The 16,686-nt window shown below is 61.5% G+C and carries 11 protein-coding genes; 1 reads left to right on the forward strand and 10 read right to left on the reverse strand.

Translation table 11 applies throughout. The features are described from left to right. Positions 1-41 precede the first annotated feature (41 nt). From nuoF to EGJ09_RS03765, 10 genes are all read right to left on the reverse strand, one after another. Entirely contained in the window at positions 42-1,403 is a 1,362-nt protein-coding gene (nuoF, locus tag EGJ09_RS03720) for an NADH-quinone oxidoreductase subunit NuoF (protein ID WP_039602696.1), read from the reverse strand. Then, a complete protein-coding gene (gene nuoE, locus EGJ09_RS03725; RefSeq protein WP_012313767.1) occupies positions 1,400-1,897 on the reverse strand; it encodes an NADH-quinone oxidoreductase subunit NuoE in 498 nt (165 codons plus the stop codon). The genes nuoF and nuoE overlap by 4 nt, the downstream gene beginning before the upstream one ends. 2 nt (positions 1,898-1,899) lie before the next feature. Then, positions 1,900-3,681: an NADH-quinone oxidoreductase subunit C/D gene (gene nuoC, locus EGJ09_RS03730; RefSeq protein WP_125923254.1), complete on the reverse strand. Its 1,782-nt coding sequence runs from the start codon at positions 3,679-3,681 to the stop codon at positions 1,900-1,902. Between the two features lie 79 nt (positions 3,682-3,760). After that, on the reverse strand, positions 3,761-4,438 hold the full coding sequence (locus tag EGJ09_RS03735; RefSeq protein WP_125923255.1) for an NADH-quinone oxidoreductase subunit B family protein: 678 nt from the start codon (positions 4,436-4,438) through the stop codon (positions 3,761-3,763). Between the two features lie 10 nt (positions 4,439-4,448). Next, a complete protein-coding gene (locus EGJ09_RS03740) occupies positions 4,449-4,862 on the reverse strand; it encodes an NADH-quinone oxidoreductase subunit A (protein WP_003251427.1) in 414 nt (137 codons plus the stop codon). Positions 4,863-5,590: 728 nt separating this feature from the next. Then, positions 5,591-6,700, reverse strand: a complete 1,110-nt coding sequence (locus EGJ09_RS03745) for a hypothetical protein (RefSeq protein ID WP_196997822.1) — start codon at positions 6,698-6,700, stop codon at positions 5,591-5,593. Between the two features lie 163 nt (positions 6,701-6,863). Then, positions 6,864-7,328 (reverse strand): DUF1348 family protein, encoded by a 465-nt coding sequence (locus tag EGJ09_RS03750; protein ID WP_046787243.1) that lies wholly within the window; start codon positions 7,326-7,328, stop codon positions 6,864-6,866. A 124-nt stretch (positions 7,329-7,452) separates the two neighbouring features. Beyond that, entirely contained in the window at positions 7,453-8,634 is a 1,182-nt protein-coding gene (locus EGJ09_RS03755) for an MFS transporter (RefSeq protein ID WP_115275301.1), read from the reverse strand. A 75-nt stretch (positions 8,635-8,709) separates the two neighbouring features. Then, positions 8,710-9,513, reverse strand: coding sequence for a 2,5-didehydrogluconate reductase DkgB (gene dkgB / locus EGJ09_RS03760; protein ID WP_125923256.1), 804 nt, complete (start codon positions 9,511-9,513; stop codon positions 8,710-8,712). Positions 9,514-9,712: 199 nt separating this feature from the next. Beyond that, positions 9,713-11,290, reverse strand: coding sequence for a hypothetical protein (locus EGJ09_RS03765; protein WP_125923257.1), 1,578 nt, complete (start codon positions 11,288-11,290; stop codon positions 9,713-9,715). A gap of 151 nt (positions 11,291-11,441) precedes the next feature. On the opposite strand from EGJ09_RS03765, the gene EGJ09_RS03770 reads away from it, so the two are divergent. Then, the gene (locus EGJ09_RS03770; RefSeq protein WP_125923258.1) at positions 11,442-16,676 is read left to right on the forward strand and encodes an NEL-type E3 ubiquitin ligase domain-containing protein; all 5,235 of its coding nucleotides are present in this window, start codon (positions 11,442-11,444) and stop codon (positions 16,674-16,676) included. The last annotated feature ends 10 nt before the right edge of the window (positions 16,677-16,686 follow it).

A 16,686-nucleotide genomic window follows, 5' to 3' on the forward strand; every position in this document is an offset into this window, starting at 1 on the left:
GCAGGCTGGCGGGTGGCACGGACCACCCGCGTTCTATCTTTTTATGCGCCGACTACAATCGGCTTTGCCAGGTTCGGGCGCAGGGTGCCAGCGCTTTCAGGCGCCACACCGGCCTCGAACTCCGAGCGGAAATATTTGATGGCACTGCCCAGCGGCTCGACGGCACCGGGTGCGTGAGCGCAGAAGGTACGGCCTGGGCCGAGGAAGTTCACCAGACCCAGCAGGGTCTCGATGTCTTCGGCACGGCCCTGGCCATTTTCCAGGGAACGCAACATTTTCACGCTCCACGGCAGGCCGTCCCGGCAGGGGGTGCACCAGCCGCACGATTCGCGGGCGAAGAACTCTTCCATGTTGCGCAGCAGCGAAACCATGTTGACGCTGTCGTCGACCGCCATGGCAAGGCCCGTACCCATGCGGGTGCCGACCTTGGCGATGCCGCCGGCGTACATCTGCGCGTCGAGGTGCTCGGGCAGCAGGAAACCGGTACCGGCGCCGCCTGGCTGCCAGCACTTGAGCTTGAAGCCGTCGCGCATGCCGCCGGCGTAGTCTTCGAACAGCTCACGGGCGGTCACGCCGAACGGCAGCTCCCACAGCCCCGGGTTCTTCACCTTGCCGGAGAAGCCCATCAGCTTGGTGCCGTGGTCCTCGCTGCCTTCGCGGGCCAGCGACTTGTACCAGTCGTTGCCGTTGGCGACGATGGCCGGCACGTTGCACAGGGTCTCGACGTTGTTCACGCACGTCGGCTTGCCCCACACACCCACGGCGGCAGGGAAGGGCGGCTTGGAGCGCGGGTTGGCGCGGCGGCCTTCCAGCGAGTTGATCAGTGCGGTTTCTTCACCGCAGATGTAGCGCCCGGCACCGGTGTGCACGAACAGCTCGAAGTCGAAGCCCGAGCCGAGGATGTTCTTGCCCAGCAGGCCGGCAGCCTTGGCTTCATCGATGGCGCGGTTGAGGTTCTTCGCCGCAGTGGTGTACTCGCCACGCAGGAAGATGTAGCCGCGGTAGGCCTTCAGGGCGCGGGCGCTGATCAGCATGCCCTCGACCAGCAGATGGGGCTGTTGCTCCATCAGCATGCGGTCTTTCCAGGTGTTGGGCTCCATTTCGTCCGCGTTGCACAGCAGGTAGCGGATGTTCATGGATTCGTCTTTGGGCATCAGGCCCCACTTCACGCCAGTGGGGAAGCCCGCGCCGCCACGGCCCTTGAGGCCGGAGTCCTTGACGCTCTGCACGATGTCGTCGGCGGACATTTCTGCCAGTGCCTTGCGGGCGGCAGCGTAGCCGTTCTTGGCCTGGTACTCGTCGAGCCATACCGGCTCGCCGTCGTCACGCAGGCGCCAGGTCAGCGGGTGAGTTTCGGCCGAACGCGCGATGCGGTTGGCCGGGCCGAAGGAAGTGATGGTCATACGTAACCCTCCAGCAGCTTGGAAACGCCAGCAGGCTGCACGTCGCCAAAGGTATCGTCATCGATCATCAGCGCCGGGGCCTTGTCGCAGTTGCCCAGGCAGCACACCGGCAGCAGGGTGAAGCGACCGTCCGCGGTGGTCTGGCCCAGGCCGATGCCCAGTTCGCTCTGGATCTGGCTGACCACCGACTCGTGGCCGCCGATGTAGCAGACCATGCTGTCGCACACACGAATGATGTGGCGGCCGACAGGCTGGCGGAAAATCTGGCTGTAGAAGGTGGCCACGCCCTCGACGTCGCTGGCAGGGATGCCGAGCACTTCGCCGATGGCGTAGATGGCGCCGTCCGGCACCCAGCCGCGTTCCTTCTGGACGATCTTCAGGGCTTCGATGGACGCCGCGCGCGGGTCCTCGTAGTGGTGCATCTCGTGCTCGATGGCCGAGCGCTCGGTTTCGCTCAGGGCGAAACGGTCTGTCTGGATAAGCGTGCTGTTCATGCTTAGCGGTCCACGTCAGCCATAACGAAGTCGATACTGCCCAGGTACGCGATGAGGTCGGCGACCATGCTGCCTTTGATCACCGAAGGGATCTGCTGCAGGTGCGGGTAGCTCGGGGTGCGGATCCGGGTGCGGTAGCTCATGGTGCCGCCATCGCTCGTCAGGTAGTAACTGTTGATGCCCTTTGTCGCTTCGATCATCTGGAACGACTCGTTGGCCGGCATGACCGGGCCCCACGAGACTTGCAGGAAGTGCGTGATCAAGGTTTCGATGTGCTGCAGGGTGCGCTCTTTCGGCGGCGGCGTGGTCAGCGGGTGATCCGCCTTGTACGGGCCTTCCGGCATGTTGCGCAGGCACTGGTCGATGATGCGGATACTCTGGCGCATCTCCTCGACACGGACCATGCAGCGATCGTAGGCATCGCCGTTGTGGGCCAGCGGCACTTCGAACTCGAAGTTCTCGTAGCCGGAGTACGGGCGCGCTTTACGCAGGTCGAAGTCGCAGCCGGTGGCGCGCAGGCCGGCACCGGTGGTGCCCCATTCCAGCGCTTCTTTGGTGTTGTATGCAGCCACACCGATAGTACGGCCCTTGAGGATGCTGTTCTGCAGGGCGGCCTTGGTGTATTCGTCCAGGCGCTTGGGCAGCCAGTCGACGAAGTCCTTGACCAGCTTGTCCCAGCCACGCGGCAGGTCGTGAGCGACGCCGCCGATGCGGTACCAGGCCGGGTGCAGGCGGAAACCGGTGATCGCTTCGATCACGGTGTAGGCGCGCTGGCGGTCGGTGAAGGTGAAGAACACCGGAGTCATGGCGCCGACGTCCTGGATGTAGGTACCCAGGAACAGCAGGTGGCTGGTGATGCGGAAGAACTCGGCGAGCATGATGCGAATCACGTCGACCTTCTGCGGTACCTGAATACCTGCCAGCTTTTCTACCGCCAGGACGTACGGCAGGTTGTTCATCACCCCGCCCAGGTAGTCGATACGGTCGGTGTAGGGGATGAAGCTGTGCCAGGACTGGCGCTCGGCCATCTTCTCGGCACCACGGTGGTGGTAGCCGATGTCCGGTACGCAGTCGACGATCTCTTCGCCGTCCAGCTGCAGGACGATACGGAACGCACCGTGGGCAGACGGGTGGTTGGGGCCCAGGTTGAGGAACATGTAGTCCTCGTTGGCGCCCTGACGCTTCATGCCCCAGGCTTCCGGGTTGAAGCGTGCCGATTCCTCTTCAAGCTGCTGCTTGGCCAGGGTCAGGCTGTAGGGGTCGAACTCGGTGGCGCGGGCAGGGTAGTCCTTGCGCAGCGGGTGGCCTTCCCAGGTCGGCGGCATCATGATGCGGCTCAGGTGTGGGTGGCCGGCAAAGTCGATGCCGAACATGTCCCAGACTTCGCGCTCGTACCAGTTGGCGTTTGGCCAGATGCCGGTCACGGTCGGCAGGTTCAGGTCGCCTTCGCTGAGCGACACCTTGATCATCACGTCGCTGTTACGCTCGACCGACATCAGGTGGTAGAACACACTGAAATCGGCGGCAGGCAGGCCGCGACGCTGTGTGCGCAGGCGTTCGTCGACACCGTGCAGGTCATACAGCATGCTGTATGGCTTGGTGACGCCGCGCAGGAAGCTGAGCACCTCTTTGAGCTGGGCGCGCTTGACCCACAGCACGGGCATGCCGGTGCGGGTTTCCTGGGCGACGAATGCTTCGGCGCCAAAACGGTTGTGCAGTTCGACGACCACATCCTGGTCGTCAGCCTTGTAAGGCGGAATGAAAATAGCGTTGTCCGCTGTCATGGTCTCGGTCGCTTTGGGTCAACGTTAAGAATGAAGCCAGGCCGCCGGCTCCTTCGGGAGCGGGCGGCAGGTCGCTGGATCAGACTTCGTCGGGGCTGAGCAGGTTGGTTACGGCAATGCGCTGCTCACGACGCAGGTCTTTCTGGGCTGGCATCTCGGCACGGTAAATACCTTGATCACCAACGACCCAGGAAAGCGGGCGTCGTTCTTGGCCGATCGACTCCTGCAGCAGCATCAAGCCTTGCAGGAAAGCTTCAGGGCGTGGCGGGCAGCCAGGCACATAGACGTCCACAGGGAGGAACTTGTCGACCCCCTGAACGACCGAGTAGATGTCGTACATGCCGCCGGAGTTGGCGCACGAGCCCATGGAGATGACCCATTTGGGTTCGAGCATCTGCTCATACAGGCGCTGGATGATCGGCGCCATCTTGATGAAGCAGGTACCGGCGATGACCATGAAGTCGGCCTGACGCGGCGAGGCCCGGATGACTTCGGCGCCGAAGCGGGCGATGTCGTGGGGCGCCGTGAAGGCCGTGGTCATTTCCACGTAACAGCAGGACAGGCCGAAGTTGTACGGCCAGAGGGAGTTCTTGCGCCCCCAGTTGACCGCGCCACGCAGCACATCTTCGAGTTTCCCCATGTAGATGTTCTTGTGGACCTGGTCCTCTAGCAGCTGGTCGGTAACGGTTTCCCGTTCGCCGACCGGGTACTGCTCGTTGGGCGCATCCGGATCGATTCTGGTGAGATTGTATTGCATTGCCAAAGCCTCATTGTTTCAGCTTCGCTTGCCGCTTGCGGCGACCTTCGGGAGCCCAATCAAGTGCCCCGACGCGCCAAAGGTAGACAAGACCTGCCAACAGAATTGCTATGAAAACGAGCGCTTCGACGAATCCGGTCCAGCCGCTTTCGCGGACGGACACAGACCATGCAAAGAGAAAGAGGGCTTCGATATCGAAGATCACGAACAGCATCGCGACCAGATAGAATTTGGCGGAAAGGCGCAGGCGGGCGCTGCCGACGGGCAGCATGCCGGATTCGAAGGGTTCGTTCTTGGCGCGGCCCCAGGCCTTGCTACCGAGCAGGCTGGACAGGCCGAGCATGAAGGCGCACAGGCCGACGACACCCAGGAGGAAGATGGCAAAGCCCCAGTTGTGGGCGATGAGTCCTGCCGAATCGGACATGCTAGAGATCCTTATACAGAGACCCAGCTCTGCAGTCTGAAATAAGTAGAGCGGCGACGTGGTGTCGCAGGTGCAGTGACCAAATGTCGCAGCTGAATCAATCGCGCTGATTTTATGGGTAAACCCGGTGCAAGTAAAATTTCTGTCGCAAATTTATTCGTAGGATTAAGAACAAAGTCCGCTCGTAACTGGCTGAAAGCCTTGAAATTCGGGCATTGCGTGCGTTTTTGTCAATTATGTTTCTTGCAAAGAGTAACGAAGTGCAACTTTAGTAATGATAATTAATAGCATTTGTTCTGGTGCTTTTGATTGACTGTTCCGTGGCTTGTAAAGCTCGTCTGGCAATTTCCCTCTGCTTGCAAATGCGAAAGACTCGTGTTCTAGCAGCTTGCGGTGCGGCTTGTGCCGCTCTGGGTCAATACTTTATCGATTTAGCGATGACCGGCTGATGAGCGGGTGGGGCAGGCGGCTCGACAGTACCAGGAGGCAGGCGCCGGGTGCAGGCAGCCTGCCACACGCCAGGGCGCGTCAGCGCATGGCACTGATGGCCAGGCGTACTGCTGCGCTGTCGCAAGCGTAGACCTTATTTTGCGGTTTGTGCTGATGCCTTTGGAGTGTGGGGGCGCCGTTGGAGGCATAGCGAGTGGAATGCGGCGCCCATCCATATTGTCAAGGGCGTGAAAACCTCAAAAAAGGCCTCCCGGCGTCAGGGTAGGCCAAGGGTGGGTTTACGGGAAAATGATCTTGCTGTAGGCAAACTCATTATCACCCCGTTTGATGCCTGCCTCGGAGGTTGTCACCTCAACGCGGTCATCGTCGTGAACAACGATGATCTGGTGCGCATCCAGGACCTCTACACCTTCGGGCTTGTTGCTGAACACCAGCGCACTGCCGTCTTCGCGTGTCAGAAGTTTGGGCGTGCCCGGCTTCCCCGCTGTGAACGGTACGGCCCATAGAAAACCACCTATTTCAGTGGATTTTTTGCCCGCAGCATCAACGGATTGCTGCTCGAAGCTGGTCACTGCGTAGAGTCTGTCTTTGTTGAACCGGTCATACTCGATACCTGATAGCCCGAGTGTCTTGCCTTGCGCCTGGAGGTTGAAGTTCTGGATGGTTTTGAACGCCTCCACAAGCTCCATGGTTCCATTATTGAACTTCACATGCGCTGAAATAAGTAGAAAGCCGAAATACGAGTCAGCACTGCTGTTTCCCTGTTTGCGAATGCCGATGATCAGTTGGCCATCTGCCGCTTTTTCGTGCGCCGGTTCGCTCGGCGCCATGGTAATGCCTTCGATTTGAAAGTAAGGCGCACCAATGGCTTCGCTGATCTGTTTGCGCAGTCTAATTGAGCTTGTTACCCCGCCTCGTGATGAGGGCGACAAGGGTTTTGCAGCTTCAGGATCGTCCACGGGCCAGTACAAGAGGGTGCTGAGTGTGTCAGCACGTGGATCTTGTTGGGTACCGGCTTTGTTGAAGGCGGTGCTGGCGATGATGTATCGGCCATCCAGCGTCTTCGTCAGCGCCTCGTATTTATCGGCTTCTTTTAACGCATCCCCAGGCAGCACCGCAGGCTCACCACTGATTTTGCCCTGCTCAAGGTCAAGCGTGAACAGGGCCGGCCCCCCCGTGGCAGGCAAGCGTTTGTCGTTGGCCAAGAGCAGTTTTCCATTGCTCTCAACCACTGCCGATACTTCACAGTTGACGGAGGTTTCAGGGGTAAAACACGCTGCAGTGTGATGTTCGACGGTTGCAATGCGTCCTGGCAGTTCAGCTGCCGGTGCGTGGGGCGCTGCGCCGGCGAGGCCGGCAACCAGCATGATAATTGCTCGCTTTTCCATGGGCACTGTCCTTGTGGGAGTGGGAACGTTGCGCAGAAAAGCGTAATGGGAGGGAGAGAAGCCGGAAACTGGCATTTTTGGCAGTAGCTGTTCGACATGACCCACACGCGGACGACCTGATGTCATTGCCAGTAGGCGCATCGACCCTCTGCCCCCAAGGCGGTCATAGCCCCAGTTCGCTGAGCCCCGGATGGTCGTCCGGGCGACGTCCCAAGGGCCAGCGGAACTTGCGGTCCGCTTCGGCGATAGGCTGCTCGTTGATGCTCGAGTGGCGATTGTGCATCAGGCCATCGGCGGCGAATTCCCAGTTTTCGTTGCCATAGGCACGGAACCACTGACCGCTGTCGTCGTGGTATTCGTAGGCATAGCGCACCGCAATGCGGTTGTCGGTGAATGCCCACAACTCCTTGATCAGTCGGTACTCCAGTTCATGGTTCCACTTGCGGGCCAGAAAGGCTTGGACCTCGGCACGGCCCCGCGGGAACTCGACACGGTTACGCCATACGGTATCGGGGGTGTATGCCAGCGATACCTTGGCCGCGTCACGGCTGTTCCAGCCATCCTCGGCCAGGCGGACTTTTTCGATGGCGCTTTCGCGGGTAAAGGGAGGCAATGGAGGGCGGGACATGGGGGGACTCCTTGGCGGTGGTTGGCGTAGAGGAGAGTACTGCTGTAGCGGCATTGGGGGGAATGGCTGCAACGGGCACTTCATAATTGCGCCCGTTGCAAGAGTACAGCGCTTGCGCCAGCGGCTAAACCGCGGCGCCCAAGGCCTTGTCGACAGCCTTGCCGCGCCCGCCCAGCCATACCAGCACCAGGGCCGCCGCCGCCAGCACGCCGCCGGCCATGGGCACTGCGGCATAGCCCAGGTCCAGGCTGATCACCGTGCCACCCAGTGCCGCGCCAACGGCATTGCCAAGGTTGAATGCGCCGACGTTGATCGACGATGCAAGCCCTGGTGCCTCGATGGCGGCAGTCATGACGCGCATCTGCAAGGGCGGCACCACGGCGAAGGTGAACACGCCCCAGACCAGCAGCGCGACGGCCGCACCAATGTGGCTGCCCAGTAGCAGCGGCATCAGCAACATGATCAGCGCCAGAGCACCGAGGAAGATGCGCGCAGCGCCGTCCAGCGACCAGTCGGCCAGGCGCCCACCCAGGCTGTTGCCCAAGGTGAAACCGACACCGATCAGCACCAAGCCGAGGGTGATGAAGCTGTTTGAAGCGCCGGTCAGTTCCGCCAGCACCGGCGCTACGTAGGTGTACAGGGTGAACATGGCGCCGGCGCCAAGCACGGTGGTAGCCATCGCCAACAGCACGCTGGGGCGGGCGATGACCGCCAGCTCTTTGCGCACGTGGGGCACGCTGCCACGCTCACCTTTGGGCAGCGCGTACCACAGGGCGGCCATGGCCAACAGGCCGAGTACTGCAGTACCGGCAAAGGCCATGCGCCAGCCGACCTGCTGGCCGACCCAGGTCGCCGCAGGTACGCCGCCGATATTGGCGATGGTCAGGCCCATGAACATCGTTGCCACGGCACTGGCCTGTTTGTCCTTGGGGACCACGCTGGCGGCGACCACTGCGCCCAGGCCGAAGAAGGCACCGTGGTTGAGGCTGGTGACCAGCCGCGAGGCGAGCAAGGTGTAGTAGTCCGGGGAGAGTGCCGAGAGCAGGTTGCCGAGGGTGAAGATGGCCATCAGCGCCATCAGTGCGGCGCGTTTGCCAAAGCGGCTGAACAGCAGGGTCATGATCGGCGCACCGACCATCACGCCGATGGCATAGGCGGTAATCAGCATGCCCGCGCTGGGGATGCTCACATCGACGCCTTGCGCGATTACCGGCAGCAGGCCCATGGGCGTGAATTCGGTGGTACCGATGCCGAAGGCGCCGATAGCCAGGGCAAACAAAACCCGTTTTGGGGAAAGCGTGCTCATCAGGAGCTCCGGTTCAAAGGTCAATGAGCAGTGGTACCGGCCAGGAACAGGCCGGTACCGACATGCAGCGGGTAATCAGTCCCAGGCGGGCGCCAGGCCATCCGGGCTGACTTCACGGCCATTGCGCTCGAGCGAGGCGATGCGCGCCATGTCGTCGGCATCCAGTCTCAGGCTGCAGGCGAGCAGGTTGCTGGCCAGGTTCTCGCGCTTGGTGGAGGAGGGGATCACTGCGTATCCCTGCTGCATGGCCCAGGCCAGGGCCACCTGGGCGACCGTGGCCTTGTGCTTGGCGGCGATCTCGGCCAGCACCGGGTCCTTCAGCACTTTGCCGTAGGCCAGGGTCATGTACGAGGTGAGGGTGATGCCCTGATCCTTGAGGTAGGCAGCCAGTTTGGCGTTTTGCAGGTAGGGGCTGAGCTCGACTTGGTTGGTGGCGATTTCGCCTTTGCCGACCACCTCGATGGCTTGGCGGGTGAGTTCGATGTTGAAGTTTGACACGCCGATCTGACGGGTCAGGCCGAGTTTTTTGGCTTCGGCCAAAGCTGTCATGTACTCGGCCAGTTCGATGCCCTTGCCTGGGGCTGGCCAGTGGATCAGCAGCAGGTCGACGTAGTCGGTACGCAGCTTGGTCAGACTCTCGCGCAAGCTTTGGGCAAGCTTGTATGCGCCATGGTTGTCGACCCAGATCTTGGTGGTGATGAACAGCTCGCTGCGCGGTACGCCGCTTTCGGCAATGGCCTGGCCTACGTCGGCTTCGTTCTTGTAGATCTGCGCGGTGTCGATGGCGCGGTAGCCCAGCGCCAGGGCGGACTTTACCGAGTCGATGACGGCCTGGCCGGTGAGGCGGTAGGTGCCAAGGCCGAAGGATGGAATGCTCATGGGGCTGCTCCTGCTGAGTGATTGAGGTTGAACCAGAGCTTGGGCGCCCTGCTGCCGACCTCGTTCGAATGGGGAGCAGTGTGCAAGTTTTGCAGGGCTTGATTAAGACGGCACAACGCCAAGGTCTTTTGACCAGAAATCACGAGTCACCCCTGGGCTCGTGATTCGAACGCCGTAAATAAGCCCTGTCAGTCTCGACTCACGTGGTGATCTGCCCCGGAGCCGACTGCAGTCGCCACAGATGGCCCCTGCCAGCCACTTGCTCTTGCAGCGTAGAGGCCAGCCCTGCACGCCGCGCAGCCCGATCCTGGCTGAGCATCTCGTCAAGCATGTCCAGCAGTTCGCGAGACTGGGCGGCCGCTGCGCTATGGGTCGTATCGTCCTGCAGCACGCCCTCCTGATAGGTGCGCACGCGCTCTTGCTGGCTGGCCTCTTGAGTCGCGGTCGCCTCGACCAGGGCGTTGTCGGCGAACGCCAGGCGAGTGCTGCTGCGGGATTGGTCGTCGATCGTGTGATAGCTGTAGTTCTGCGTTTTGTTGTCGCGGGTCAGGGTCAGGCCGACGAGCGGGTTCAAGCCTTCATGCCAGGCGGCTTTCATGCTTGCCTGTTGCGCCTGCTCCACGGTCAGGGTCGCTGCCGGGCCTTGCAGAGTGGTCGATTGCGAAACCTTGTAGTCGAAGTGGTCCACTTCTTCAGGCCGCATCGGATTGATCTTCTGTTCGGTCTGCGTGATCGAGGCATCGAAGTCGGCCAGGCCGCTCAACAGCAGGCGGCTGGCCGTGTTCTGCGCCAGGTCATGGCCTGCAGGGCGCTTGCTGGTATCGTCCACGCTGTTGAGCTGGCTGAAGGCATCCTTGAACAGTGCCATCAGTTGCGCGTCACCATGGCCGCGCTTTTGCGCTGCATCGAACTGGGTCAGGTAATTGGCCACAGCTGCCTGACGCTGAGCCTGGCTGCCCAGCAGCGCGCCGCCCTGGGTGTCGAGGTTCATCCTGACCGTGCCGTTGGCGCCTTGCAGTGTGAGGTTGCGGGAATCTTCGTTCAGTTGCAGGTCGAAGGTTTGCTGGTCGCCGCTTGCATTCTGCAATTTGGCATTCAATTGCAAACCGGTGAACAGCGCCGGGTCGAGCTTGACCAGTGCGCCCAGCTGCAGGCTGGGTGGTTCCTGGGTCAGCCCGTTGAGGGCAGCCTGGAAGCTGCTCGCCAGCGCTGCCAAGCCTTTGAGCTCGTCAGTGGTCAACGTACCGTCTTGCACGTCGGCATCCACGGCCAGGCCGTTGGTGCTGCTGTAGAGCCCCACCGTCACGGTGGCGCCTGAGCCGGTAGTGAGGTTGAAGCTGACGCTGCTGGTGGCGTGTTCGCGCAACCTGGCCTGCTGCATGGCCAGCAGCAACGGGTCGGTTGTCGCGCCATCATCGATCGCCAGCCCGGATTGCGAGATACGCTGGCCACCGCTGGCCGCCAGTTGCTCCAACAGGGCAGCACCAAGCCCTTGGAAGCGCGCTGCTGGGGAGGAAGCCTGAATGGCGCTCAGCATGTACATGCTGAGTTTGTCGATGCCGTCCTGCTCCCACACATACTGTGTCTGCGCTTTACCGAGGGTACCTTTGGCCGTGTAGGTCTGGGTGTCGACGCGGCTTTCTTGCTGGCCAAGGCTTACCACCGTGCTCGGGGATGTCATCGGCGCTTCTGTCGGCAGGGTGGCTGGTACCTGCGGTGCACGGTGGGTGATGTGGGCGACAGGGGGCAGGCGCACCACTGAGGTGATCGGGTTCATCGCCAGCTTCCTTTCTGGTCAGTAGTTGTAACTGTTATCGGCAGGGCTTGTGCAAACGTGAACGTCTGTCACGTCGGCAGGTTGCAATAGTTAACGCAAAAGCCTCGTCACGCGGTGGTGCAATCGCTGTTTTGCGCCCTAGGAGCCCGCGATGCCCAGTCAGCCGTTCACTGATGACTCCACCAATGCCTTGATTGCCAGTCGCTTGCCCGCCTGGCTGACCGAACTTGCGTCCGACACCCTCAACAGCTTGCTCCAGAGCCAGCAGCGACAACAGCAGGTACAGCATCAGTTGCACGAATGGCTGGCGCGGATCACCCCACTCGATGCATTTGCCGAGCCGCTGCTGCGAGAAGCTCTGCAGGCGGAACATCAACTTGGTGTCGATGTGCGTCGGGCCACGCTGCGGCGCAGAACCCTGCAGCGATATCCCTCGCATGTTGCGCACGTGCCGGATGGGGTCAAAGAGCAGATCTACCAGCACAGCCTGCTGCAATCGGCGTTGCATAACTTTACCGAAGGTGAAACGTTCGCCACCAGCATCATGCAGGGCACTGCGGTGCTGGATGCATCAGGGAATGCTTGCGCGCTCTCGCCCAAAGCATTCTTTGCCCTGTGCCGCTCGCTCGACCTGGGGGGGCGTTACCAGGCGTACCTGCGCGCGCAGTTGACGCCCGGTGGTGAAGCGGGGAAACAACTGAGCACGCTGATCGAGGCAGGTTATCGCACGAGTCTCGAGGCGGCGCTGAGGCTGGCACTGGTCAATGGTGAAATAGCAAGGCATGCCTATGAACACTGTGCCCCGCTGATTGACTTGATCTCAGCTACACCCCCCTCCATCTCTGGGCTGCGGCCCATGCAACTGCGTGTGTTCGGCCGGCTGGTGCGGGGCGCGGTGGCGTTCGAGATAACCCATCAGCGCGCGACCGGTGACGAGTTCGAGGGCATATTGTGCTGGATCCCTGATGATCCTCAAGGCCCGCTGACCTGGTATACCTCTTGGGCATCGCTGTTCATGACGTTGGGTAAACAGTTCCGTTTGCCCGGTTACGTCGAATTCTTCGAACGCTTTATCGGTGAGCGTGACCGGAGTGCCTACACCCGTGCCTTGACCCAGGCGCTGAGTGATACTGCCGAGAATGTGCCGGTCCAGCTCGATGGTCGTTACGAGCCTATCGAGCAGCCGTTGTTCGAATACCTGCGCCGCCAACTGATCGACACCCTGTTGGACAATGCCAAAGTGCACGCCATACCCACTGCCGAAGTGGACGCGCAGCAGCGCGACAGGCGCCTGCATTTCTACCTGAGCTTTGCCATCGATGCGTTGGGCCTGGCGAGCTTCGCGCTACCTGCACTGGCTTTGCCATTGCTGGGGATCACCGCGTTGCAGGTGGCTGACGACGTGTACGAGGGCTATGCCGATTGGCGCTTGGGGGACCGCCAGAGCGCGCTGGAGCACTTGTATTGCGTAGCGCAAACCGTGGCTATGACAGCAGTCAATGCCGGCGCAGGCGCGGCTTCGCACCGCCTGGTGGAGGATGCTCGCGTCGCAGATCTAGTGCCGGTCTACACGGATGAACATACATTGAAGTTGAGTGACCCCAGGCTGCCAGGCTATGCCGTCCGAGACCGAGGCGCAGTCGGTGAGTTGATCAGTCTGCAAGGTGCAGAGTATGTGCGTACACCCTTGGCCAGCCATTTGACCTACCTGGAAGCTCAAACGCAGCAGCGTCGCATCCGCCATCCCGTGCGTCCCAATGCTTATGCGCCGCTGCTCGAGGGCAACGAGGGCGCTTGCTGGCAGCATGAACTGGAGACGCCCCAGGAATGGCACGCCAGCGCTGAGCTGTTTCAGGACCTCGACGCGGGCTGGGGGCACCTCGATGAGCAGGCCATACACGCGGTGATGCGGGCAACGGGGTTCAACCAGGACCAACTGCGCCGTTTGCATGTGGAACAGGCACAGGCGCCGGCGCGCTTGCACGATGCGGTGCAGAGGCAGCAGTTGCACGCTCAGCGGCCAGAGCTGAACGGGGAGGCCTTCGAGCGGCAGCTGCAGGCTCAGCAGCCCATGCCCGGCGAAGCCGAAACCCTGCTTCGCCGGGACTTTCCCGGCCTGTCGGTAATGGGTGCGCGTGAGATCATCGAACATGCGCCCGAGGACCAGGTGGAGCATATGCTCGCGCACCAGCGTGTGCCGTTGGCCTTGGCCGAGCAGGCGCGCTGGTACGTGCGCGATACGCGCCTGGACCGCGCTTGTGCGGGCCTGCTTCAAACCGCAGCAATCAATCGTGATACCGAGCAACTGGCATTGGGCATGATCGCCGAGCGCGCACCGTGGCGAGGAGTGCGCATCGAGCTGCGCGGTGACACGCTGTCGGGTGAAATGACTGCGTCGGCCGGAGCGCAAGCGGCCAGCGAGGTACGCACCGTGCTTCGAACGGCCCAGGGGTATCAGGCGCTGGATGCGCGCGCAAACCCGTTGCCATTGGCCAGAGCTGACGACAGCCTGTTCCAGGCCCTGTTGCTGCAGCTCGATCCCTGGCAGAAACGAATGTTGGGCGATGCCAGCGACGCCCCCGAAACACTGGCCCAGGCCATGTCGCAATGGGCCAGCGAAGAACGCGAGCTCGCCGCTTCACTGTTGCGCATGGCGCCAGTCGGCCTTGGTTTCAGGCCGCCGGTACGGCTGGGCGACGGGCGCCTGGGTTACCCCTTGAGTGGCCGTGGCGAAAGCAGCAATCGCGCATTGCGTCGGGGTATTCAACGGCTGTTCCCCGATTTCGACGAAAGCGCGATGGAGCAGTTTGAGCAGAGCGCCCGCACGCTTGGGCTGACACCTTGGAATCACTACCTGCGCCTGTGTGAAGAGCTGCGAACGCTTGATCAGGCGTTGGGGCTGTGGCGTCGGCAATCGTCGGGGCCGATTCAGTTGATCCGGCGGGCGCGCATGGCACGGCGGATTCGTCACGCCTGGCAACGTCGCACTCACGACACTGACGGCCATCCTGCGTTGATTCTGGAGGGTTCACGCCTGGGTAGTCTGCCCGAACTGCCGGAGCGCGTTCACTTCGACCATGTGACTTCCCTGGTACTGCGCAATCTTGATCTGACGGCGCTCGGCGAGGGCTTGCTCGCCCGCTTTCCCAATGTACGGCGCCTGGACTTGTCTTCCAACCGGCTGACCTCGATACCGGATACCAGTGCACTGGCACAGCTGGAACAGCTCGATTTGCGTAACAACCGCATCGTCGACATCAGTGAAGCGCAGGCCGGCTGGTTACGCGCCAACCCCGGCTGCGCAAGCTTGCAGGGCAATCCGCTATCACCGGTTGCACTCGAGCGGCTGGCGATCGAGCCTGAAGCGATCGGCCAGCAGGGCGCAGAGGGCATTGCCCCGTGGCTCGAAGGGCTGACCGAGCGCGAGGCTGCGCCGCGTCGCAGGTACTGGCAGGCGCTGGCGCAAGAGCCAGGCTGCGAAGAGTTCTTTGCTTTTCTCACAGCGTTGCTGCAGACCGAAAAATTTGCTCTTGAAACCGAAGACATGCGGCGTCGTGTTGGTGAGCTGCTTTATGCCATGTACAACCATGCTCATATTCGACGGGCGGTATTCCATCAGGCAGCGGTACCAGGCGCAGGCGCCGACCTCGATGCCTTGATCGTCCACCTGCAGGTGGCGTTGCGCACCGATGGCGTGCGCGGTAGGCAAGTCGAGCAAGCGCTGCGCAGCCTGGGCCGTGAGTTGTTCAGGCTTGATCAGGTGAACCGCTTCGCTGAGCGGTACATCGAAAGCCTGAGCCAGCGCTCGGTGCCCTTCAAGCCAAGTGAGATTTACCTGGCCTTCCGGGTACAGCTTGCAGAGTCGCTGGGTATCTACGGCCAACCGACCTATCTGAGTTTCAAGCATGTCGCCAACGTGACGCCGGACCAACTGGTCGCAGCCGAGGCCGCGGTGTACGAGGCCGAAACAGCTGAGGCGCTGAGCCAGTTCCTGGCTCAGCAGGCATTCTGGCAGGATCATGTACGGCTCGCGTACGCCGATCAGTTCGCGGCCATACGGCAAGCCTACACAGAACGGCAAGCCGCACTAGCGGCCAATGGCGAGCAAGAGCAGGCACCGAGCAATGCAGGCGCTGGAATTGCAGAGCAGCGCACGCAGGAGGAGGTCGCGTTGACGCTGGCGCTGGCCCGCGGCAACTACCGGACGTGGTATCGACTCGAGCTACCTCATGGTCCTGGCTCGCGCGCGTTTGCCCATCTGTCGAGGCGTCTGGACAGTAGCCTGGCGATGTGGTGCGGGGAGCCTGGCGACCCGGAATATCTGGCGCGGTCCTATCTGGCGGGTGTCCTGCGCCATTTCTGGCAGTCGGATTACAGCAATGATGTCCCGCCCCGGCGTTCGAGCAGCGAAGGGTGGACCGTCAGTTCTTTACCCGTGCTGCCCCCAGGCATCATGTTTGAACAAATACGTGACCTGTCAGTGTGCAACCATCAGATTACGGTTATCGAGGCTGATTTCCTGCGTCGTTTTCCCAATCTGGAAACAGTCGACTTCTCTGGCAATTGCTTGCGAACGCTTGATGGGCTTGAGCACTTGCCGCGGGTGCGCACATTGAACCTTGGTGGCAACATGCTCGAAACGGTGCCGGGGTTGCAGTACTTGAGCGAATTGAACGCTCTGGACCTCAGTGGCAATCAACTTGCCGATCTACCGGCTGGCATCGAGCAGTTGACCGAACTGACCCATCTGGACCTCTCCTTCAACCAGATCGCTGCGCTTGATGGGCGGATTGGGCAACTGGCAAGCCTTGAAAGCTTGCAATTGAGCGGTAATCTCCTGAGTGCGTTGCCGGACAGTATTGGCAACCTTGTGCAACTGAGCACTCTCGATGTCGCAGCGAACCGCTTGCTCACTGTCCCGGCACAGTTGAATCTTCTGGGCAGGTTGACCCAGCTCTTCATGCAGAACAATCTCATAACACTCGACGCGCAAAGCCAGTTGCGGCTGGAATGGTTCTCCAGGCTGGAGGTGCTAAACCTTGACGCTAACCCATTAGGGGTAGCGCCACAGTTGCGCTACAACGTTCACCTGCAGTACGTGTCGTTGCGTGCCACGGGCCTTCGCAGTTTTCCTCTGGCGTTGCTGCAGCGCCAGCCAAACCTGGTCGTAGACTTGCGTGGCAACCGGATCGTGACATTGAGCGAGGAGGCGTTGAGCTGGGTCGAAGCGCACCCGCACACGGTCAACCTCGAACAGAACCAGCTGAGTGAGACGGTCATGGAGCGCGTGCGTGAAGCACTGGCTCGGCTGCGGGCAGAACGGGACGGGGCTGCAGAACTGGATCCCTGGGGGGTAAGCAGAAGGCCCATTGACCGCAGGGGTTGAAAAGCCGTGC

Source organism: Pseudomonas sp. p106 (assembly GCF_003936645.1).
Taxonomy (GTDB): Bacteria; Pseudomonadota; Gammaproteobacteria; order Pseudomonadales; family Pseudomonadaceae; genus Aquipseudomonas; species Aquipseudomonas putida_E.

Excerpts from the sequence above, each read along its gene's own strand:
- EGJ09_RS03745 (WP_196997822.1), bottom strand. The coding sequence starts at position 6,700 with ATGGAAAAGCGAGCAATTATCATGCTGGTTGCCGGCCTCGCCGGCGCA.
- EGJ09_RS03750 (WP_046787243.1), bottom strand. The coding sequence starts at position 7,328 with ATGTCCCGCCCTCCATTGCCTCCCTTTACCCGCGAAAGCGCCATCGAA.
- EGJ09_RS03755 (WP_115275301.1), bottom strand. The coding sequence starts at position 8,634 with ATGAGCACGCTTTCCCCAAAACGGGTTTTGTTTGCCCTGGCTATCGGC.
- EGJ09_RS03765 (WP_125923257.1), bottom strand. The coding sequence starts at position 11,290 with ATGAACCCGATCACCTCAGTGGTGCGCCTGCCCCCTGTCGCCCACATC.
- nuoF (WP_039602696.1), bottom strand. The coding sequence starts at position 1,403 with ATGACCATCACTTCCTTCGGCCCGGCCAACCGCATCGCGCGTTCGGCC.
- EGJ09_RS03770 (WP_125923258.1), top strand. The coding sequence starts at position 11,442 with ATGCCCAGTCAGCCGTTCACTGATGACTCCACCAATGCCTTGATTGCC.
- nuoE (WP_012313767.1), bottom strand. The coding sequence starts at position 1,897 with ATGAACAGCACGCTTATCCAGACAGACCGTTTCGCCCTGAGCGAAACC.
- dkgB (WP_125923256.1), bottom strand. The coding sequence starts at position 9,513 with ATGAGCATTCCATCCTTCGGCCTTGGCACCTACCGCCTCACCGGCCAG.
- nuoC (WP_125923254.1), bottom strand. The coding sequence starts at position 3,681 with ATGACAGCGGACAACGCTATTTTCATTCCGCCTTACAAGGCTGACGAC.
- EGJ09_RS03740 (WP_003251427.1), bottom strand. The coding sequence starts at position 4,862 with ATGTCCGATTCGGCAGGACTCATCGCCCACAACTGGGGCTTTGCCATC.
- EGJ09_RS03735 (WP_125923255.1), bottom strand. The coding sequence starts at position 4,438 with ATGCAATACAATCTCACCAGAATCGATCCGGATGCGCCCAACGAGCAG.